Origin of the sequence: Diaminobutyricimonas sp. LJ205, from assembly GCF_009755725.1 — a bacterium.
In the GTDB taxonomy this organism is placed as follows: domain Bacteria; phylum Actinomycetota; class Actinomycetes; order Actinomycetales; family Microbacteriaceae; genus Ruicaihuangia.
Genome location: NZ_CP046619.1, coordinates 1,020,123 through 1,040,287 on the forward strand (window position 1 = coordinate 1,020,123; position 20,165 = coordinate 1,040,287).

The following is a 20,165-nucleotide window of genomic DNA, read 5'->3' on the forward strand; positions in this document are numbered from 1 at the left end:
GGGAAGCACTCGACCCTCCGTCAGGCGGGGAGTAGCGTCATCCGCATCCAGCCGAGGAGCCGCCATGCCATCCCTCGCCGATTACGGGCAAGCCGCCGCAGCCACCACCCTGGCCCTGCGCGATCTCATCGCACCTGGCCTGCTGGTCACCACAATGCACCCTTCCGCCTCCCGGGCTGGTGTGGACGGCGCATCCGTCAACGTCTTCCTTCTCCGGGATGATCTCGCCGGATTCCAGGAGGGCGGGGAGCCGATCGGGCTCAGTCGGCTGGTCGCCGAGTTGCACTACTTGGTGAGCGCGTACCCGGCCGATGATGCCGACTCCGACGCGTTGAGCCACCAGGCCTTCGGCGCCGCGCGTGCGGCCATCGAACGCAACCCGGTGCTGAGTGTGACCGTGCGGCAATCCACTGCCCGAGTGCAACTGCGAGCCATGCCGCTGTCTCCGGCCGACCTGATCGCGCTGTGGACCGCGATCGGCGCGCCGCTTCGGCTGTCGTTCGAGGTCACCGCCTCGTTCACGCTTGACGCCGCCGAGCGCCTGTCGGTGGCGACCACCCTGTACGACGTGATCTCACTGACCCCAGGTTCGGTTGCCGTGTTCAGCGGCACCGACGTGGTCGAGAAGGCGGCGGCCGTGACCTCCGTCGCGAACGAGCTGAGCAGGCCCCTGATCAGCGTTGGCCTGTCCGACGTGATCAGCGACTACCTGGAAGAGACCGAGCGCAACCTCGCCCGGCTGTTCGAGGAGGCCGACCGTCGTGGTGCCGTGATCTTCCTCGACGAGGCGGACGCGCTGTTCGGCGCCGAGCCCGCCCGCAGCGACCTTGACCGCGACTGGTTGCTCACCCAGTTCGCGCGGGCACCAGGTTTGGTCATCATCGCCGTAGAGCGCGGCGGTGAAGACCTCACCCGGCATGCTGCCGCAGACGTGCACTTTCCACCGCGTGACCTGTGAAGGCGCCCCCGGAAGTCTCGGCAGATTGGCGAGGTTTCCATGTGTTTGAATCATGAATGTGAAGGGTGTTCCCGTTGTCTTCGTGCATGGCATTCGTGTCAGCGGATCAATGTGGCGCCCGGTGGCAACAATCGTGTCGGCTGACCGCACCGTGTCCATGCCCGATCTGCCCGGGCACGGGAGCGCCGACGACGAGCCGTTCACCCTGGATGGAGCCGTCGCCACGATCCGGCACGCCATCGACACCGTGGGTGGTCGCGCCCTTCTCGTGGGGCATTCCCTCGGCGGCTTCATCGCCATGGCGACGCTCGACCGCCATCCGGGACAGGTCGCAGGTTTCGTGGGGGTGGGCTGCAGTGCTCGGCCCCGCGGCATCGGTGCCGCGCTGTTTCGGCGGATCGCTCAGAATGCAGTCAAGAACCCGGCTCGAACTGAGCGCATGAGTGAGCGCGGATTCCGCATGATGCTGCCGAAGGACGTGGCCGACGCTGCCCTCGCCGGAGGGCTCTCGGTGCAGGTCCTGCCTGAGGCGATCGATGTCGTCAGCCAGGTCGATCCCATTGAGGCCCTCAGCGGTTTCGCCGGCCCGGTTCATCTGATCAACGGCGCATTTGATCTGTTCCGGGCCGATGAACGCAAGCTGGTCAAGGTCAGTTACGACGCCCGGCTGACGATACTGCCGCGCCGCAACCACATCAGCTGTCTGGCTGAGACCGACACCATCGCCACGGCAGTCAGCGAGATGGCCGCCCTCCTCGACGCCCGCGCGCTCGACGCCTACTGACCCTGCTCAGGCCGCCACCGCACTCACGTCGCCGCAGCCAGGCGGGCGGCGGCATCCTGCGCCAGGGCCAGGAACTCGGCTGGACCGTCCAGCCGATAGCCGACCCCAGCGGGAATCCAGACCAGTGCCGACAGCAGCGCCTCGAGACTCTCGCCGCCGATCGGCCAGCGCGTGTGCGTGGCATCCACCGCCTCGGCGCCGCGCGCCCACGGCCCGAAGTGCGCCTGCATCTGGCTCAGCGGCAGATCGAGGATCACGGATGCCTCAAACCGCTGCGGCACGGATGACACGGCCACCCGCACGAACTCGGCCGCATCGTCAGCGGGCAGTTCGCGCGCGGTGAAGTGCACGCGGGTCGGGAACAGCCGCGACATCCGGTCCACCCGGAACGTGCGCCAGTCCGCTCGCTGCAGGTCCCAGCAGACCAGGAACCAGTTGCGTTCCGCGGCGACCAAAGTGTGCGGTTCGACGACCCGGTCGGATTCGTCCCCGCTGGCGGCCACGTAGTGGAACCGGATGCGCTCGTGGTCGCGGCAGGCCAGCGCGAGCCTGCCGAGCAGGTCCTGGGACACCGGCGCCCCGCGCGGCGTGGTCGCCTGCACCTTGCCCAGGGCGTGCACTCGCTCCCGCAACGCCGACGGGAGCACCTGCTCGAACTTCGCCAGCGCGCTCATCGTGGTCTGCTCGCCGTCGACGAGGCCCTGGGTGGCGGCGACCCGCAGTCCGATCGCCATGGTCACCGCCTCCTCATCGGTGAGCAGCAGCGGCGGCAGCCGTGAACCGGCCTCCAGCCGGTAGCCGCCGGCCGCGCCGCGGATCGCGTCCACCTGGTAGCCGAGCTCACGCAGCCGCTCGACGTCGCGGCGCAGCGTGCGCTCGGTCACCCCGAGCCGGGCCGCAAGTTCCGGGCCCGGCCATTGCCGGTGGGTCTGCAGCAGGCTGAGCAGCGCGAGCGCTCGCGAGGTTGTTTCCGCCATGCCCCAATTCTCTTCACAAACAGGTCCGAAAGTGACCTGATTGCTCGGAACACTGGGTTCCATGACCAGCGCACCCATGATCCAGGCGCGGGGACTGACCAAGCAGTTCACCGTCAAGAAGAATCACGTCGACGCCGTCACCGACCTGAACCTCGACGTCGCCCGCGGCGAGCTCGTCGCCTTTCTCGGCCCGAACGGGGCGGGTAAATCCACCACGCTGCGCATGCTGACCACGCTGCTGCCGCCCACCTCCGGCGGGGCGACGGTCGCCGGCTTCGACATCCTGCGCCAGAGCGCCGAAGTGCGACGCCGGATCGGTTACATCGGGCAGGGCAACAGTGCCGGGCACTATCAGCGGGTCCGTGACGAGCTGCTCAGCCAGGGCGCGTTCTACGGCATGAGTCGCGCGGCCACCGCGAAACGTGCCGACGCCCTGATCGAATCACTCGATCTGACCGCGCTCGCCAAACGCAATGTGGTCGCGCTCAGTGGCGGCCAGCGGCGACGGCTCGACATCGCCATGGGGTTGATGCACTCCCCGGAACTGTTGTTCCTCGACGAGCCCTCCACCGGACTGGACCCGCAGAGCCGGGCGAACCTGTGGCAGCACATCATCGACCTGCGCGAACGCCGCGGCACGACGATCTTCGTCACCACGCACTACCTGGAAGAGGCGGACCAGTTCGCCGAACGCGTGATGATCATGGACCACGGCCGGGTGATCGCCGATGACACCGCGAGCCAGTTGAAGACCACGCTGGCAGGCGATGTCATCACGCTGGGATTCGAGAGCGCCACGGATGCCGGGGCCGCGCGCCGCACGGTCGCCGACGTCATCCGGATGATCAGCACCGACCACCAGCGGGCTGACGAGCCGACCCACGACGGCACAGTGGTCGACGGCACGGTGGTCGACGGCACAGTGGTCGACGGCACAGTGGTCGAGGTCACCGTGCGTGCGGGGGAGCGGGCGCTGCCGGCCGTGCTGCGTGAGCTGGAGACATCCGGCACGCCAGCAAGCACCGCCGCCCTGCGTCGGCCGACCCTTGACGATGTCTTCCTCGCCCTCACCGGCCGCAGCCTGCGCGAGGAGGCACAGGCAGCCGAGCCGGCCCCGGTCAGTGAGCCGCAGCCCGACGAGGCGCGCGCCTGACCGGACGATCGAACCCTGAAAGGACCAACCATGACCGCGACCCAGCCCAGCGCCACCGGTCCCGGCGGCACTGATCGAAGCGGCGTCGACCGGATCAGCGTCGACCCCGTCGCCACCGAACCGAACGCGCTGCGCGACACCTGGAGCGTATTCACCCGGGAGCTCCGCCCGGTGCGGCGTGACCCGTTCACGCTGATCTTCAGCCTGTTGCAGCCGATCGTGTTCCTTGGCCTGTTCGGCCCGCTGCTGATCGGCGGCTCCCCGCTGCCGCCCGCGGAAACCCTGCAATGGTTCGTGCCGGGCATCCTGGTCATGATCGCGTTGTTCGGCGTCGGCGTGACCGGCTCGAACCTGCTGTACGAGATGCAGACCGGGTCCCATGAGCGCACCCTCGTTGCGCCGATCGCCCGATCCTCGCTGCTCATCGGCCGCGCGCTGAAAGAGATGGCACCGATCACCGTGCAGGCGCTCGTGGTCACGCTGGTGGCGCTGCCGTTCGGGTTCAGCGTGAATCCGGCCGGCATGTTCGCCGGGCTGGTGCTGCTCGCGCTGTTCGGACTCGGCTTCGGAGCCCTGAGCTACGCGCTCGCGCTCGCCAGCCGCAACCGGGACTGGCTGTTCTGGGGAGTGCAGCAGGCCACCATCTTCCCGCTGATGATCCTCTCGGGCATGCTGCTGCCGCTCGAGAACGGACCCGGCTGGATGCAGGTCGCCGCCGCATTCAACCCGCTCAGTTACGTCGTGGCCGCCGAGCGCGCCCTGTTCGCCGGCGACCTCGGCTCACCGGACGTGCTCTGGGGATTCGTCTCCGCCATCATCCTCGCCATCGTCGGGCTCGCGATCGGCATCCGAGGCATCAAGAAGAGCCACTGACCCACGAGTAAGGAGCATCACCATGGACATGAAGATCGAACTGCTCGCGATTCCGGTGAGCGATCTCGACAGGGCCAAGGCGTTCTACGTCGAGAAGGTCGGTTTCCACGACGACTACGACATCTCGGTCAGCGACGAACTGCGGTTCATCCAGCTCACCCCGCCGGGCTCGGCCTGCTCGATCGTGCTCGACACCAACATGACCGAGATGGCGCCGGGTGCGGTGAAGGGCGTGCAGATGGTCGTCGCCGACGCTGCCGGCGCCCGGCAGGAACTGCTCGGCCGCGGCGTTGAAGCCAGCGAGCTCGACAGGCAGGACTGGGGCACCTTCGTCTACTTCAGTGATCCCGATGGCAACAGCTGGGCGTTGCAGCAGATCCCTCCGCGCGACTGAGGCGGACGCATTCAGACGCGTCGGTTAGCCTCGACACATGACGAAGCCTTACGTGCCCTTTGATGTCGCGATCGAAACCGCCAGCGGTGAACAGACCACACTCGAAGAGCACCAGGGCAAGGTGCTGCTGATCGTCAACGTTGCGTCGAAGTGCGGTCTCACTCCGCAGTACGACGAGCTGCAGGAACTGCAGCGCACCTACGGTGACCGCGGGCTGCAGGTGCTCGGCTTCCCGTGCAACCAGTTCGCAGGCCAGGAGCCCGGCACGAACGAGGAGATCCAGGCGTTCTGCCGGGCCACCTACGGCGTCGAGTTCCCGGTCTTCGCGAAGATCGACGTCAACGGTGAGGGCCGCCACCCGCTGTACGACGAATTGGTCAAGGCGCAGGATGCCACGGCCGACGCCGGCGACGTGCAGTGGAACTTCGAGAAGTTCCTCATCGCCCCCGACGGCACCGTCGCGCACCGCTTCCGCCCGAAGACCGTCCCGACCGATGCCACCGTGATCGACGCGATCGAGTCGCTGCTGCCCGCCGCCGAGGACCGCGCCGATGCCTGAAACCGCGCCGTCTGAGAGCTTTGGAGCCACCGCGGCGGTCGCCGCGCACACCGACGACCTCGCGGCGTTCATCAGCGCCTCGCCGAGCTCGTACCACGCCGCCGCCGAGGTTGCCCGCCGTCTGGATGCCGCCGGTTTCACCCGGCTCGAGGAGACCGAGCCGTGGGGTGAGGTTGCCCGCGGCTATGTGATCCGTGACGGTGCGGTGATCGCGTGGACCGGGGGTCGGACCGGAGCCGAGGCATCCGCCCGCCCGTTCCGGATCCTTGGCGCGCACACCGACTCGCCTGGCTTCAAACTCAAGCCGAAGCCGACCATCGCCCGGAACGGTGTGCTGCAGGCGGGAGTCGAGGTGTACGGCGGGCCGATGCTGAACTCATGGCTGGACCGCGAACTGGAGCTCGCCGGTCGGGTGGTCACCCGCGACGGCCGCGAGCACCTGGTGCGCACCGGGCCGTTCCTGCGTATCCCGCAGCTGGCGATCCACCTCGACCGTGCCGTCAACGAGGGGCTCACACTCGACAAGCAACGGCACACCCAGCCGATCTTCGGGGTCGGCACCGACGGCGACATCTTCGAGGCGCTGGCGGATGCCGCCGACTTCAGCCCCGCGGACGTCGTCGGTTACGACCTGCTCACCGCCGACACCCAGCCGCCGCGCCGGTTCGGGCAGAACGACGAACTGTTCGCCGCGGGCCGCATGGACAATCTGTCGTCGGTGCACGCCGGCCTGACCGCGCTGTTGCAGGCTCCGGATGACGCGGAGCACGTCAGCGTGCTCGCCGCGTTCGACCATGAGGAACTGGGCTCGGAGTCCCGCTCCGGCGCGAGCGGACCGTTTCTGGTCGATGTGCTCGCCCGGCTGACTCCCGGCAGCGACGAGGACCGGCACCGGGCGCTCGCCGCGTCCTGGTGTGTGTCGGCGGACGCCGGGCACGCGGTGCACCCGAACTACCCCGAGAAGCACGACCCGGTGAACACCCCGGTGCTCGGCGGCGGCCCGCTGCTGAAGATCAACGCCAACCAGCGCTATGCCACCGACGCGCACGGCGCAGCCCTGTGGGCACGCGCCTGCGAGCAGGCCGGAGTCGCCTGGCAGGAGTTCGTGTCGAACAACGGCGTGCCCTGCGGCTCGACCATCGGGCCGCTCACCGCGACCCGTCTCGGCATCCGCACCGTGGATGTCGGGGTGCCGCTGCTGTCAATGCACTCCGCCCGGGAACTGGCGCACGTGAACGACCCGGCCGCGCTGGCCGCCGCGGTCACCGCGTACTTCGCCGGGGCCTGACGCCCCCACCCTCGCGTCTGTGCCCGCTGGGTACGACCGTGCCCGTTCGAGCCGGTACGGATGTACCGAGGAGGCACGCTCACCCGCCGCGCTACGTCGGCGCCGCGACCATGCCGCGCCCGCGCTACGTCAGCCCTGCACCGCGAGCGCGAAGGGCAGCACGCCGCTGGCTCCCGCGAGGCGCAGCGCGCGGCCGGCGACGGTCAGACTCCACCGGCTGTCGACCAGGTCGTCCACCAGCAGCACCGGACCCTCGGGCACCTCGAACGGCACCGCGAACCGGTCCCAAACCCCGGCCAGTCGGTAGGCGCTGTTGCCGCCGGGCTCGCCCTGTGGCCCGCCATCCACTGGCGACAGCGAGCCGAGGTAACTCAACCGTCCGGCGGTGGCGAGGCCGCGAGCGACGGAGTCGATGAGCTGCGGATGCCGCCGCGACGGCATCGCGACCACTGAGACCGGCCGTTGGGTCCAGTCCCAGCCGGCGAGCACCCGGATGCAGGCGTCGATCAGAGCAGGAGAGGCCGCGGCATCCGCAGCCCCCGGCGCGAACAGGCCGCGCAGGGTGCCGCCCCAACCGAGGTCGCTCAATCGGGCGAGCGCCCGGCCCTCCTCGAGGCGCTCGGCCGGCGGGATCTTGCCGCGCGCGGGCACACCGAGTTTGTCCATGCCGTTCGGCCAGAGCGCCCGCGGCTCGATGATTGTGCCGACCCGCTCGAGCGAGGAGCGGGCGGTGGTCAGCGCGGTGTCGTCGACGGAGGCCGGGTACCAGGCACCCGCACAGTTGTCGCAGCGGCCGCACGGCGCGGCGGTGTCGTCGTCGAGGCTGCGCTGCAGGAATTCCATGCGGCAGCCGGTGGTGGTCTCGTACTCGATCATGTGCTGCTGTTCGGCCTGCCGGGCAGCGCTGATCCGGGCGTAGCGTTCGGCGTCGTAGCTCCACGGCTCACCGGTGGCCACCCAGCCGCCGCGGACGCGTCGCACCGCGCCGTCCACATCGAGGACCTTGAGCAGCAGCTCGAGTGGAGTGCGGCGCACGTTCACCAGCGCTTCGAGCGCGGGGGTCGACAGGGGCTCCGAGCCGAGCGCGGCGATCACCGCGGTCGCACGGCGCTCGTCGGGCATCGACGCGGTGGCGAAGTACTGCCAGATGGCCTCGTCCTCTTCGCCGGGCAGCAGCAGTACGTCCGCGTTGTCGGTCGCGCGGCCGGCGCGACCCACCTGCTGGTAGTAGGCGACGGGGGAGGAGGGAGCGCCGAGGTGCACGACGAACCCCAGGTCGGGCTTGTCGAAACCCATGCCGAGCGCGCTTGTGGCGATCAACGCCTTGACGTCGTTCTGCTTCAGCCGGCGCTCGAGCTCTTCACGATCGGCCGGGTCCGTTTGCCCGGTGTAGGCGCGCACCTCGTGGCCGGCGTCGCGCAATGCCCGGGCAGTGTCCTCAGCGGCCGACACTGTGAGTGCGTAGATGATGCCGCTGCCGGGCAGGTCGGCGAGGTGATCGAGCAGCCAGCCGAGCCGGGAACGGTTGTCGGGCAGCCGCAGTACTCCGAGCCGTAGCGACGCCCGGGCGAGCGGGCCGCGGATGGTGACGACGTCGGTCGCCGCCCCGCTGGTCGATGCTTCGACGGGCTCAGCACGGCGGCCTGCCGAGACCGCTGCGCTGGCCGAGACCTGCTCCGCGACATCCGCTACCACCCGACTGTTCGCGGTCGCCGTCGTCGCGAGCACGGGTACCCCCTGCGGCATCCGCTCGATCAGATCCCGCAACCGCCGGTAGTCCGGGCGGAAGTCATGCCCCCAGTCCGAGATGCAGTGCGCCTCGTCGACCACCAGCAGCCCGACCCGCTCGATCAGCGTCGGCAGCTGCTCGTCGCGGAACGAGGGATTGTTCAGTCGCTCCGGCGACACCAGCAGCACGTCGACCTCATCGCGGCGCAGCTGGTCGAGCACCTCACCCCATTCGTGCGCGTTCGACGAGTTGATCGATACGGCGCGCACCCCGGCTCGCGCGGCCGCGGCCACCTGGTCACGCATCAGCGCCAGCAGCGGCGACACCAGGATCGTCGGACCCGCCCCGCGGCGCCGCAACAGCAGCGTCGACACGAAATACACCGCGGACTTGCCCCACCCGGTGCGCTGCACGACGAGCGCCCGCCGCTTGCCGTCGACCAGGGTCTCGATCGCCTCGAACTGCCCATCGTGGAAGTCCGCGGTGTCCGTTCCAACCAGGGTGCGCAGGATGTCGAGGGCCTCAGTGCGGGTGTCGGTCATGTCGTCCAGCTTGTCAGGCGCTACCGACGTTTCCCGGTGTGCGGCCGGCGACGAACTAGCTCAGACGCGAGCAACCACCCACCCCACCAGTGCCCCAAACTGGAACCGTGACCTTCCTCGACGACCTCGCCCGTGCGCTCGCCCCGGATCAGCTGCTCACCGACCACACCGAGGCCTACCTGCGCGACCGGTCCGACGGCACTGCGGCGGCCACGCCACTGGCGGTGGTGTTCCCGACCAGCACCGAGCAAGTTGCCGCAGTCGTCAGCATCGCCGCCGAGCACGGCGTGCCGATAGTGCCGCAAGGCGCCCGCAGCGGGCTCGCCGGTGCCGCCAACGCGTCCGAAGGTGCCCTGGTGATCAGCACCGAACGAATGATCCGCATCCTCGAGCTAGACAGTAAAGACCAGGTCGCCACCGTCGAAGCCGGGGTACTCACCCTGGACCTTGACCGCGCCGCCGACGCCGCCCGCTTGTTCTACCCGCCCGACCCCGGCTCGTACGACATCTCCACCATCGGCGGCAACGTCGCCACCAACGCCGGCGGCATGCGTTGCGTCAAGTACGGCGTGACCGGCGATTTCGTGCGCCAGCTGACCGTTGTCCTCGCCGACGGGTCCATCGCCCGCACCGGGCATCGCACCATCAAGGGCGTCTCCGGGCTCGACCTCACCTCGTTGTTCGTCGGCTCGGAAGGCACCCTCGGCATCATCACCGAGGTCACGGTCGCCCTGCTGCCGAAACGGGGCGCGTCGACCGGGGTGCTCGCCGCCTTCCCAACCGCGGCGGCAGCGCTCGCCGCCGCTGACGCGATCGTCGCGTCCAGCCGCCGACCGAGCGTCCTGGAGTACCTCGATGCGGTCTGCGTCGCCGCGATCACGGCGTACGACGCGGCATCCGTGCTGCCGGCCGGATCCGAGGGCGTGCTGCTGGTGCAGTCCGATGAGGAGGGGAGGGCCGAGACGGATGCCGATGCCTACGCCGCGATCGCGACCGAGCATGGCGCCACTCTCGTCGAGGTCGCACACGACGAGGACGCACTCGACCATGTGATGGCATCCCGGCGGCTGTTGCACGCCGCGATGCGCGCGGTGCACGGTGCCAGCCTTAACGAGGACGTCGCCGTGCCGCGGTCGAAGCTTCCGGCGCTGCTTGAGGGCATCGCCGCGATCGCCGCCGAATTGCAGCTCACCATCGGCACCGGCGGGCACCTCGGCGACGGCAACCTGCACCCGATCGTCTGCTACGACCCGGCCGATCACGACGGCGTCGCATCGGCGATCCGCGCCTACGGGCGCATCATCGAGCTCGCGGTCTCGCTCGACGGCACGGCGTCCGGCGAGCATGGCATCGGCGTGCTGAAACGCCAGCATGTCAACGACGAGCTCGGCCCGGTGGTCTCCGCCCTCCAGTGGCAGGTGAAACGGGCGCTCGATCCGCGCCTGCTGCTGAACCCGGGCAAGAAGCTACCGGATGACTGAACTGCAGGTCCATTTCCGCCGCACCGACCAGCGCGATCATGCGGTGCTGATCGAGGCGGTCGCCGCGTTTGCCGGCGTCGACCCCGCCGACGTGCAGCTGCGGCGCCGCTGCGCCCGCTGCGGCAGCACCAGCCATGGCAAACCTGAAGTGGTGAGCCCGCGCTCCGCAGACGGTGGCCAGCTGCACGCAAGCCTCAGCCGCACGCCCGGATTCGCTGCGGCTGTCGTCACAGATGTCGCCCCGATCGGTCTCGACATCGAACGTGTAGACCGGGTGGCACGCGCGCCGATCGACCTGCATCAGACCGAGCAAGCGGCACTCGCCGAGCTGGCCGACGCAGATCAGCCGCGTCGCCTGACCCTGCTCTGGACGGTGAAGGAAGCAGCGCTCAAGGCCACCGGCGACGGCCTCAACGTTGACCCCGCTTCGCTAGCGATCGAGCTCGGTGACGACGAGCGTCCAACCCTCAGCGACGGGCCCGACGGCCTGCTCCGCGTAGGCTCGCCGACCATCACCACATTCGATCCCGAACCGGGCGTCCTCGCTGCTATCGTGCTGCTCGGCCGCCATCCGGCCCCCACCGTGCGAGTCATCCGCTGAGGTGCCCACGTCCGTGGGTGCACCACGCGTCACACCCACCGAAGTGGGCACCTCACGCGCCTCAGTGATGCCCGCGCGGTAGCCGCGGCAGTTCGTGCTCAAACAGCCAGGTGCGGAACACCTTCGTCAGTGGCTTCGATGTGAACCGGGCGACGTGTTCGGCGAACAGCTGGGTGGTCACCGTGCCGTGCCGGTGCTCGGCTGTCCAGGTGCGCAACATTTCGAAGAACTCGGCGTCGCCGAGCATCAACCGCAGGGTGTGCACGGTGAGCGCCCCGCGCTTGTACACCCGGTCGTCGAACATCAGCTCGGGCCCGGGGTCGCCGATCGCGAAGTCCTGCGGCAGCACGTTCAATCGGGACCACTGCTGCTCGGCGATCCGGTGCGCACTCGGTCCTCCGGACCGCTCTGCCCACAGCCATTCCGCGTAGCAGGCGAACCCCTCGTGCAGCCAGATGTGCTGCCAGGACGCTGCAGTCAGGCTGTTGCCGAACCAGGAGTGCGCCAGCTCGTGGGCCACGAGCCGGTTGTGGGTCCTGAAGCCGTCGACGTGGTTGCGTCCGAACACCGACAGCCCCTGCGCCTCGAGCGGGATCTCCAGATCATCGTCGGTGACGATGACGGTGTAACTGGCGAACGGATACGGCCCGAACAGATCCTCGAAAACCTGCATCATCGCCGGCTGGTCGGCGAAATCGAGCGCGGCATCGCCGTCGAGATCCGCGGGCAGCCACAGGTGCTGCGGAACCGGCCCCGCCTCCAGTTCGCGCGGCACATACGCACCGATCTGCACCGTCGCCAGGTACGGAGCCATCGGCTCGGTCATGAGGAAGACCCACTCGGTCCGGCTGGACCGGGTCCGGGATGCCGCCAGCTGACCATTCGCGATGACCCGGTAGCCCGATTCAGCGGTGATCTGGAACCGGTAGGTGGCCTTGTCGTTCGGGCGGTCGTTGCACGGGAACCAGGTCGGCGCTCCAGTCGGCTGGCCGGCGACCAGCACACCCTCGGTGAGTTCTTCCCAACCGACCGCGCCCCAGTCGCTGCGTCGCGGCGACGGCGATCCGCCGTAACGCACCGTGACCGTGAACGGGGCACCCGGCTCAATCGGGGCGGCCGGGGTGATGGTCAGTTTCCCGCCGGTCTCGGTGAACCTGGGCGCCCGGCGCCCGTCGACGCTGACCTTGAACGCGGTGAGCCCGACCAGATCAAGGCTGACCTTCTCGAGGCGCTCCAGGGCCGTGGCGGTGATCACGGCCGCGCCGGCGAGCCGGTTGCTGGACACCCGGTAGTCCAGCTCCAGGTCGTAGTGCGACACGGTGTATCCGGCATCCCCGCTGCCCGGGGTGTACTCAACCAGGCTCATGCCGTTCGCGCCTGGGTCTGGGCGGGCTCTGCCTTAGCGGAAGCGGCCTTCGAGGATGTCTTCGTCGCCACTGTCTTCGCGGGCACCGGGTTCCACGGCGCGATCGGGTTGCCCGCCCACAGGGTGGAGCCGGGCACCATCTCACCGCGCATGACCAGAGAGGCCGGCCCCACGGTGGCGCCGCCGTCGATGGATGCCGCGGGCAGGATCACGCTGTGCGGCCCGAGTGTGCCGCCGTCGCCGATGTCGACCCGATCCAACTGCATCACCCGATCCTGGAACAAATGCGTCTGCACGACGCAGCCGCGGTTGACGGTGGCGCCGTCGCCGAGCCGCACCAAGTCTGCCTCAGGCAGCCAGTACGACTCCGTCCACACGCCACGGCCGATGGTCGCACCGAGCGAGCGCAGCCACCACGCCAGCGCCGGGGTGCCGGTCGCTGCGGTCGCGAACCACGGTGCGGCGACCATCTCGACGAAGGTGTCCGACACCTCATTGCGCCAGACGAAGGAGGACCAGAGCGGATGCTCCTGCACCCGGATCCGTCCGACGAGGATCCATTTCGCCGCAGTGGTCGCCGCGGCAGCGACAGCGCCGGCCGCGAGCAGCACGACCCCCGACAGCAGGATCGCGGCCCAGATGCCCCAACTGGCGACCATCCACTCGAGCGCCACCAGCACGCCGAGGGCGATCGCCCCGCTGATGACGACCGGCACGAACCGGCAGAGTTCCCACAGCGAACGAGCCAGCTTCAGCCGGGCGGGCGGTTCGAACGTGCGCGCCGCATCGAACTCGGTCACCGTGCGACGCAACCGCACCGGCGGGTTGCCGAGCCACGACGATCCGGACTTCGCCTTCTTCGGCGTCGCCGACAGCACCGCGACCAGCCCGTTCTTCGGCACCGTGCGCCCAGGCCCGGTCATCCCGGAATTGCCGAGGAACGCCCTGCGCCCGACCTTTGCCTCGTCGATCCGCAGCCAGCCGTGGCCGAGTTCGTAGGTGGCCACCATGGTGTCATCGGCGAGGAAGGCGTGGTCGCCGATGGTGGTGAGCTTCGGCACCAGCAGCACCGTGGATGCCTCGACATTGCGTCCGACGCGGGCGCCGAGGAGGCGCAGCCACACCGGGGTGAACAGGCTCGCGTAGAGCGGGAACAACAGCACCCGCGCGGCATCCAGCAGCCGTTCGGTCGCCCACACCTGCCAGCCCACCCGGCTGCGCACCGGGTACACGCCCGGCTTCACGCCGATGCTGAACAGCCGCACGGCAACGACGACGAGCGCCGCGTACGTCGCACCGGCTGCGGCGACCGCGACCGGCAGCCAGAGCAACGCGAGCAGCGCGGCGGCGCTGAGGCTGGCGGCATCCCGGATGCCGGTGCCGATGATCAGCGCACCCAGCACGACCCCGATAGCGGGAAGCATGGCCAGCAGCACCGAGGTGACACCGTAGGCGACCACCCAGCGGCGTGCCTCGGCTGGGCGCTCCTCGGGCCAGTTGTGCTTCGCCTTGCCGATGCGTTCGGCGGGGGAGCCGGCCCAGAGCTGGTCCGCGGGAACCCGCGAGTGCACGGCGGAGCCCGCCGCGACCTCGGCGCCCCGGCCGACCCGGGTGCCGGGCAGCAGGATGCTGCGGGAGCCGATCGTGGCCTCCGCGCCGATGGAGATCGCACCGAGGCGCAGCACGTCGCCGTCGATCCAGTAGCCCGACAGGTCGACCTCGGGTTCGATCGAGGCACCGGCACCGACCTTCAGCATGCCGGTGACCGGAGGAAGCGTGTGCAGGCTCACCCCGGGGCCGATCTTGGCGCCCAGCGCCCGCGCGTAGTAGCCGATCCACGGGGCGCCAGCGAGGTCGGTGGCGCCGGCCAGGTGAGCGATCTGCTCGCTCAGCCAGAGCCGCAAGTGCACGCTCCCGCCCCGCGGGTAGTCGCCCTCCGTGACGCCGCGCAGCAGCAGCCGGGCGGCCAGCACGCTGATCGTCATCCGTCCGAACGGGGTGACGAACAGCAGGAAGCCGACGATCAGCCACCACCAGGACACCGTCGGCGCCCACGGCGCGTCGGTGAACAGGTTCAGCACGTTGTTCGCCGCCAGCAGGTAGATCGTGAAGCGCAACCCGACCAGCACGAACAGGGGAACGCCGAGCAGGGTCTGCACGATCTGGGTGCGGCGAGGTGTCGGTGCCACCACGCGGGCTGCACGCTGAGCGCGGGGGGTCCGCGAGTCGAGTTCGTCGGCGAGGGCGCCGATGCGGGGGTGGTCGTAGATGTCGGTGACCTTGGCATCCGGGATCCGGGTGCGCACCGCCGAGATCAGTTGGGCGGCAGTGAGCGAGCCGCCGCCGTGGGCGAAGAAGTCGTCATCGGCCGAGGCCACCGGGGTGCCGAGGATCGAGGTCCAGTGTTCGGCGAGCCAGGTGCCGGTCGGGCTGAGGCCCTCGACTTCGTCAACGGATGTTGCAAGCGGCCACGGCAGCGCCTTGCGGTCGACCTTGCCTGAGGTGCGGGTCGGCAGTGACTCGACGACCGCGAGCAGCGGCACGTTCGAGGCGGGCAGTTCCTCGCGCAGGTGGGCGTTCGCGGCATCCGTGTCGAACGGCACCGACGGGTCGATCGGGGCGATGTAGCCGACCAGGATCTGGTTGCCGGCCGGGGTGGTCTGCACGACCGCGGCTCCGCCGGCGACGCCGGGCAGCGCAGCCAGGGCGGCGTCGATCTCGCCGAGTTCGATGCGGCGGCCGCCCAGTTTGATCTGGTCGTCGGCGCGGCCCTGAAAGACGAGGCCTTCCGGCTCATAGCGCACCAGGTCGCCGGAGCGGTATGCGCGCTCCCAGCCGAGGGTCGGCATCGGCGCGTACTTCTCGGCATCCTTCGCCGGGTCCAGGTAACGGGCAAGGCCGACGCCGCCGATGATGAGCTCACCCACCTCGCCGTCGCCCACCGGCAGGCCGGCGGCATCCACGACCGCGAGATCCCAGCCGTCCAGCGGCAACCCGATGCGCACCGGCGGCTCACCGGTGAGCTGGGCGCCACAGGCGACGACGGTCGCCTCGGTGGGGCCGTAGGTGTTCCAGACCTCGCGTTCCTCGGTCGCCAGTCGGGCGGCGAGTTCGGGCGGGCAGGCTTCGCCGCCGAAGATCAGCAGGCGCACGAGTTCAAGCGACTCGGCCGGCCACAGCGCGGCGAGCGTCGGCACGGTGGAGACCACGGTGATGCTGTGCGCGATCAGCCAGGGGCCGAGGTCGGCGCCCGACCGCACCAGCGACCTGGGCGCGGGCACCAGGCAGGCACCGTGTCGCCAGGCCAGCCACATCTCCTCGCAGGAGGCGTCGAACGCCACCGACAGGCCGGCCAGCACCCGGTCGCCGGGTCCGATCGGGTCGTCCTGCAGGAACATCCGCGCCTCAGCGTCGACGAACGCGGCCGCCGAACGGTGGCTCACCGCGACGCCCTTCGGCACACCGGTGGAGCCCGAGGTGAAGATCACCCAGGCGTCATCGTCGGGAGTGACCGTGGCCACCATCGGCAGGCTCCCGGTCGGCGTGCCCAGGGTCGGGATGCCCGCGGTCGGCGGTTCCCGGTCGGCCAGGGCTGCGGCAGCCAGGTCGGCACGTGGCGTGAAGACGCCGCCGTCGCCGATCACGCCGACCACCTTGGCCTCGCCGAACACGAGCGCGGCGCGCTCCTCGGGGTCATCGGCGTCGACCGGCACATAGCTCGCGCCCGCGGCCATCGTCGCCAGGATCGACACGTACAACACCCGGGTTCCCGAGGGGATCCGGATGCCGACACGGTCGCCGCGGCGTACCCCGGCGAGGCTCAACCGGGCCGCGGCCGCACTCACCTCACGCAGCAGTTCGCGGTAGCTGAGGGTGCCCTCGGCATCGGCCAGTGCGGATGCCTGGGGGTTCTGTTCAGCCGTCTCGCGCAGCACGTCGATCAGGGTTCGCGGATCCGGAGTCCGGTTCGAGGAGAGCAGCAGGCCCGTTGTCGTATTCACCTGATTGTCTCCCGTCACAGCGCCCTCCAGTCTACGTGCGGCCTCGGCGGGCGGCGCCGGGATCCGCCCGAAGCAGGGTTCTGCTCGACTGTGTCGTTCTGTGACGGCTCGACGTGCGGCAGCGGAATCGACTGCCTACAGTCGTTGCAATCGATCCGTCGTTCCCCGTGATCCGAGCCGGCAGAAGGAGGTCAGCATGACGAATCTCACCCGTGTGGGTAGCGCGCTGCAGTGCAGCCACACCCCAGGCGATTCGTGCGTCAACCGAGGAGCCGGCCACACGATGCAGCCGATGCAGTTGCGCGTGGTCTCAGCCACCCCGAGCAAGTGGGTGGACGGCATCGTGAAAACCGCGACATCCGACGGTTGGATCGGCGTAGTGCCGTTCGACGGCGGCGACACGGTCTGGCTGTGGAACCACGAGGACCTCACCTCGCAGCTGCCGGTCGGCCAGCCGGTCGCCGTGCACTCGCTGTACAACGCACTCGCCGTGGGCGAGGCGAGGATCAGCGTCTTCCAGCTGTAGCGCCCAGCAGGGCTCAGCTGGTGGTGGTCATGTTCTTCATCGACTCCATCATCTTCTGGCAGGCCATCGCGGCCTGACGGCAGACCTCAGCGCACATGCGGCAGTCTTCGCTCACGTCGGCGTGGTCCATGCACTCGTCGGCGCACGCGGCGCACATCGTCATGCAGGCGTCCAGCATCTTGATCATGCTGTTCAAGTGCATGCCGTTCGGGCGCATCATCATGCGCATGGTCGTGTTCGCCATGTCGGCGGCGTTCATGCACATGTTGGCGCACATCATCATGCCGGGGCCCATGGTCGAGCCCGCACACATGGTGCATGCCTGCTCTGCTGCCGAGCCGGCCTCAATACACTCCTGCATCATCATCATGTCCATGCCCTGAACGGGCATGTCCTTCCGATGCATCTCCATCATCTGCATGGTCATGTTCATCATCGGCGGTCGTCCATCCCGGAGTCACCGTGCACCAGCGGATGCTGACGCGTTGCTTGCGGCACCCCACCTTTTCGGATGCTACGCCCGGGCAACCCGCGTCACTACCCAACCGCTGGTCGAGTCCACCACGCCGGTCGAGCCTGCCGAGACCCCGCCCTTGCGAGCCTTCACCAGCGACTGGCTGCCTCACCCAGAAACTCGCGGAATCTCGCAAGATCCGCGACGACATCCGCGGCTGATCCGACGCCGTCCGTGAGACCCGCGGACTGCCCGGCGTACACCGGCGCAACGCTCACATCGCCGGCCACCCGGGCAGCGTTCACCCGATCGGTCAGCTCGTCGCCAGCGTCGACGTCAGCCTCCAGCTCATCCACGTGCTCAGCCCACTGGTCGCTGAACCGGTTGCGCAGCGCCCGTCCGCCGAACTCGTGCGGCCACGGGATCCGCTGTGCCACGTCGAACGCGCGCGTATAGACGGTGTCGTCGACGCTCGCCTGGGCGATGCTGCGTTTCAGCGAGTCGGCCGACAGGGACTCCGCGCAGGCCGCGAACCGGGTGCCCACCCAGGCCGCACTCGCTCCGGCAGCGAGCACCGCGGCGACTCCGCGCGCGGTCGCGATCCCGCCAGCCGCGATCACCGGCTTGTCGGTCTTCTCGAGCACGAACTGCAGCAACGGCAGAGTCGCCACCTCATTCCGGCCGTGCCCGCCGCCTTCACTGCCGCGGCAGACGATCACGTCGATGTCATCCTCGAGCGCCCTGGCCAGGTCTGCTGCGTTGCCGATCTGCATGGCGGTGATCACGCCCGCGTCCTTGGCGAGGGCCGTCGCCGAGCCGGGGTCACCGAAACTCACACAGAGCAGCGCCGGTCGGTGTTCGAGCACCCGCCGTACCGGGTCCAACCCACCATCAAGCACCCAGGCCAGCATCCCGGCTCCCCAGGGACGACCGGATGCCGCGGCCAGCGTCAGCTCGCGGTCCAGCCAGTCCTGCTCGACTCCGCCGCCGATGCCGACCATGCCGAGACCGCCGGCCGCTGACACTGCAGCCGCCAGTCGTCCACCGGCGGCCCCCGCCATGGGTGCGTTCACAATCGGCTCGGCCAGGGTCAGGTCGCTCAGTAGGTGCACGGGCATGCGGTCAGTCTAGGCAGCGACCTCGTCCCACCCTCCGCGGGTGCGCCACGCACGCCGCCGGCCGCGGTGTCTGAGCCAGTTCGGGACGTCTGAGCCTGCGCGCGCGCAGGCTCAGACGCGACAAACGGGCTCAGTCACTCCTCTTCGTCGTCGTCGAGGTCGATGTCCTCGTCCGCGAGGTCGTTCCGTGACGTCGCCGGTTGCGCTTCGCCCTCTGGGGTCTGCCCCTCGACCGTTTCACCGGCGGCGGCGTCATTGGTGGTCGCCTCTTTGCGTTCGTAGGCCAGCTGCTCGGGGGACTCTCCGTTCGGTCCGGTTTCGCTCATGGTGCGCTCCTAACTTGCTTCCGGATGCTCGTGGTGTGTGAGCCCGCGCCCGGTGGGACTGCCGGTCGCGGTGCTGCCGGGGGAGAGTGCCCCGCCCGGCATGCTCGCCCGCTTCTCCTGCTCGACGTCGTCGATCTCGTAGGCGAAGTCGTCGCCGTTCTCGCTGTCTGTGTCCGCGTCCTCTGCAGGCTCGGAGGTCGGCGGCGTCGTTATCGAAGGCATGGTCACAGCTCAGGGGAGGGGTGCCGGGCCGCTCGGCTTGATCTCGTCAGCGACCTCCGGCTTGTGCTTGCCGGTGGACTCGTCGCTGTCGTCATCGTGAATCGTGTCGGCGTCGGTTGCCTCGTTCAGCCTTCCGGCACCGGGCATCGCGTCGATGAGAGCGTCGCGGTCGTCGTCTTCGGGCACATTGCCGCTGCGAATGAGGGACGGGTCGTCGGGGTTGTCGCGCTTGGTCATGCCGCCAACCTACGCACGCCCTCTCGACGGTGCCGTAAACGCTCAGCGAACGCCCAAGAACACCGCCCTGCCGCCCGCGGACCCCCGAGCGTACGGTGGGCCGCAACGATAGGGAGCCGTCATGACCGTCACCAAAGACATGCTTGAGAGGCATCCGATTCAGGTTCCGGATGCCGCTTCCCTCGCCGTCGCGATCGACGCCTGCTTCGAGTGTGTGCAGGCCTGCACGACCTGCGCCGATGCCTGTCTCAGCGAGGACAACGTGGCCGAGCTGACTCGGTGTATCCGCACCGACCTGGATTGTGCCGATGTCTGCGCCGCGACCGGTACCGTGCTCAGCCGCCAGACCGCGCCGGACAGCAATTTGATCGCCGCCGTCCTCGCTGCGTGCATCACCGCGTGTTCGACGTGCGCCGATGAGTGCGAGAGCCACGCCGACATGCACGTGCACTGCGGCATCTGCGCCGAAGCCTGCCGCCGGTGCCAGCAGGCCTGCCGGGAACTGCTCGAGTCCATCGACTGAGGCGTTCTCCACAGGCTGGAGTTGTCCACAGGCGTGTCGGAAGCGGGTGCAGA

Annotated in this window: 20 protein-coding genes; 11 read left to right on the forward strand and 9 right to left on the reverse strand. The window is 69.2% G+C overall.

The window, feature by feature from the left end; genetic code table 11:
* Nucleotides 1-64: 64 nt before the first annotated feature.
* Nucleotides 65-958, forward strand: a complete 894-nt coding sequence (locus GO591_RS04800) for an AAA family ATPase (protein WP_157155767.1) — start codon at nucleotides 65-67, stop codon at nucleotides 956-958.
* Nucleotides 959-1,010: 52 nt separating this feature from the next.
* The gene (locus GO591_RS04805; protein WP_255446932.1) at nucleotides 1,011-1,742 is read left to right on the forward strand and encodes an alpha/beta fold hydrolase; all 732 of its coding nucleotides are present in this window, start codon (nucleotides 1,011-1,013) and stop codon (nucleotides 1,740-1,742) included.
* A 23-nt stretch (nucleotides 1,743-1,765) separates the two neighbouring features.
* Here GO591_RS04805 and GO591_RS04810 read toward each other — a convergent pair whose 3' ends face one another.
* Nucleotides 1,766-2,719 (reverse strand): helix-turn-helix transcriptional regulator, encoded by a 954-nt coding sequence (locus tag GO591_RS04810; protein WP_157155769.1) that lies wholly within the window; start codon nucleotides 2,717-2,719, stop codon nucleotides 1,766-1,768.
* A gap of 61 nt (nucleotides 2,720-2,780) precedes the next feature.
* Between GO591_RS04810 and GO591_RS04815 the strand changes: the two genes are divergently transcribed.
* The 5 genes from GO591_RS04815 to GO591_RS04835 are packed head-to-tail and all read left to right on the forward strand — an operon-like array spanning nucleotide 2,781 to nucleotide 6,986.
* Nucleotides 2,781-3,872 (forward strand): ATP-binding cassette domain-containing protein, encoded by a 1,092-nt coding sequence (locus GO591_RS04815; protein WP_198295566.1) that lies wholly within the window; start codon nucleotides 2,781-2,783, stop codon nucleotides 3,870-3,872.
* Between the two features lie 30 nt (nucleotides 3,873-3,902).
* Nucleotides 3,903-4,745: an ABC transporter permease gene (locus tag GO591_RS04820; protein ID WP_157155770.1), complete on the forward strand. Its 843-nt coding sequence runs from the start codon at nucleotides 3,903-3,905 to the stop codon at nucleotides 4,743-4,745.
* A 22-nt stretch (nucleotides 4,746-4,767) separates the two neighbouring features.
* Nucleotides 4,768-5,139, forward strand: a complete 372-nt coding sequence (locus GO591_RS04825; RefSeq protein WP_157155771.1) for a VOC family protein — start codon at nucleotides 4,768-4,770, stop codon at nucleotides 5,137-5,139.
* A 37-nt stretch (nucleotides 5,140-5,176) separates the two neighbouring features.
* On the forward strand, nucleotides 5,177-5,698 hold the full coding sequence (locus tag GO591_RS04830) for a glutathione peroxidase (protein ID WP_157155772.1): 522 nt from the start codon (nucleotides 5,177-5,179) through the stop codon (nucleotides 5,696-5,698).
* Nucleotides 5,691-6,986 carry a M18 family aminopeptidase gene (locus GO591_RS04835; RefSeq protein WP_157155773.1) on the forward strand — a complete coding sequence of 432 codons (1,296 nt, stop codon included), beginning with the start codon at nucleotides 5,691-5,693 and terminating at the stop codon, nucleotides 6,984-6,986. Before GO591_RS04830 ends, GO591_RS04835 begins: the two co-directional genes overlap by 8 nt.
* A 129-nt stretch (nucleotides 6,987-7,115) precedes the next feature.
* Here the strand turns inward: GO591_RS04835 and GO591_RS04840 are convergent, their stop codons facing one another.
* On the reverse strand, nucleotides 7,116-9,257 hold the full coding sequence (locus GO591_RS04840; protein ID WP_157155774.1) for a RecQ family ATP-dependent DNA helicase: 2,142 nt from the start codon (nucleotides 9,255-9,257) through the stop codon (nucleotides 7,116-7,118).
* A gap of 107 nt (nucleotides 9,258-9,364) precedes the next feature.
* Here GO591_RS04840 and GO591_RS04845 point away from each other — a divergent pair, with 107 nt between their 5' ends.
* Together GO591_RS04845 and GO591_RS04850 are read left to right on the forward strand one after the other, a co-directional pair.
* Nucleotides 9,365-10,738 carry an FAD-binding oxidoreductase gene (locus GO591_RS04845; RefSeq protein WP_157155775.1) on the forward strand — a complete coding sequence of 458 codons (1,374 nt, stop codon included), beginning with the start codon at nucleotides 9,365-9,367 and terminating at the stop codon, nucleotides 10,736-10,738.
* The gene (locus GO591_RS04850; RefSeq protein WP_157155776.1) at nucleotides 10,731-11,339 is read left to right on the forward strand and encodes a 4'-phosphopantetheinyl transferase family protein; all 609 of its coding nucleotides are present in this window, start codon (nucleotides 10,731-10,733) and stop codon (nucleotides 11,337-11,339) included. Before GO591_RS04845 ends, GO591_RS04850 begins: the two co-directional genes overlap by 8 nt.
* A gap of 61 nt (nucleotides 11,340-11,400) precedes the next feature.
* On the opposite strand, the gene GO591_RS04855 is transcribed toward GO591_RS04850, so the two are convergent.
* Together GO591_RS04855 and GO591_RS04860 are read right to left on the reverse strand one after the other, a co-directional pair.
* Nucleotides 11,401-12,705, reverse strand: a complete 1,305-nt coding sequence (locus GO591_RS04855) for a M1 family metallopeptidase (protein WP_157155777.1) — start codon at nucleotides 12,703-12,705, stop codon at nucleotides 11,401-11,403.
* Nucleotides 12,702-16,706 (reverse strand): Pls/PosA family non-ribosomal peptide synthetase, encoded by a 4,005-nt coding sequence (locus tag GO591_RS04860; RefSeq protein WP_198295567.1) that lies wholly within the window; start codon nucleotides 16,704-16,706, stop codon nucleotides 12,702-12,704. The genes GO591_RS04855 and GO591_RS04860 overlap by 4 nt, the downstream gene beginning before the upstream one ends.
* A 196-nt stretch (nucleotides 16,707-16,902) precedes the next feature.
* Between GO591_RS04860 and GO591_RS04865 the strand changes: the two genes are divergently transcribed.
* Entirely contained in the window at nucleotides 16,903-17,232 is a 330-nt protein-coding gene (locus tag GO591_RS04865) for a hypothetical protein (protein ID WP_157155778.1), read from the forward strand.
* Between the two features lie 13 nt (nucleotides 17,233-17,245).
* On the opposite strand, the gene GO591_RS04870 is transcribed toward GO591_RS04865, so the two are convergent.
* The 5 genes from GO591_RS04870 to GO591_RS04890 all read right to left on the reverse strand — a co-directional run bounded on the left by GO591_RS04870 (nucleotide 17,246) and on the right by GO591_RS04890 (nucleotide 19,589).
* A complete protein-coding gene (locus GO591_RS04870) occupies nucleotides 17,246-17,659 on the reverse strand; it encodes a four-helix bundle copper-binding protein (protein WP_232466278.1) in 414 nt (137 codons plus the stop codon).
* Between the two features lie 176 nt (nucleotides 17,660-17,835).
* A complete protein-coding gene (locus GO591_RS04875; protein ID WP_157155780.1) occupies nucleotides 17,836-18,804 on the reverse strand; it encodes an NAD(P)H-dependent flavin oxidoreductase in 969 nt (322 codons plus the stop codon).
* A 134-nt stretch (nucleotides 18,805-18,938) separates the two neighbouring features.
* Nucleotides 18,939-19,130 carry a hypothetical protein gene (locus GO591_RS04880; protein ID WP_157155781.1) on the reverse strand — a complete coding sequence of 64 codons (192 nt, stop codon included), beginning with the start codon at nucleotides 19,128-19,130 and terminating at the stop codon, nucleotides 18,939-18,941.
* A gap of 9 nt (nucleotides 19,131-19,139) precedes the next feature.
* The gene (locus tag GO591_RS04885) at nucleotides 19,140-19,352 is read right to left on the reverse strand and encodes a hypothetical protein (protein ID WP_157155782.1); all 213 of its coding nucleotides are present in this window, start codon (nucleotides 19,350-19,352) and stop codon (nucleotides 19,140-19,142) included.
* 9 nt (nucleotides 19,353-19,361) lie between these two features.
* Nucleotides 19,362-19,589 (reverse strand): hypothetical protein, encoded by a 228-nt coding sequence (locus GO591_RS04890; protein WP_157155783.1) that lies wholly within the window; start codon nucleotides 19,587-19,589, stop codon nucleotides 19,362-19,364.
* Nucleotides 19,590-19,710: 121 nt separating this feature from the next.
* Between GO591_RS04890 and GO591_RS04895 the strand changes: the two genes are divergently transcribed.
* On the forward strand, nucleotides 19,711-20,112 hold the full coding sequence (locus GO591_RS04895) for a four-helix bundle copper-binding protein (protein ID WP_157155784.1): 402 nt from the start codon (nucleotides 19,711-19,713) through the stop codon (nucleotides 20,110-20,112).
* Nucleotides 20,113-20,165: the final 53 nt, after the last annotated feature.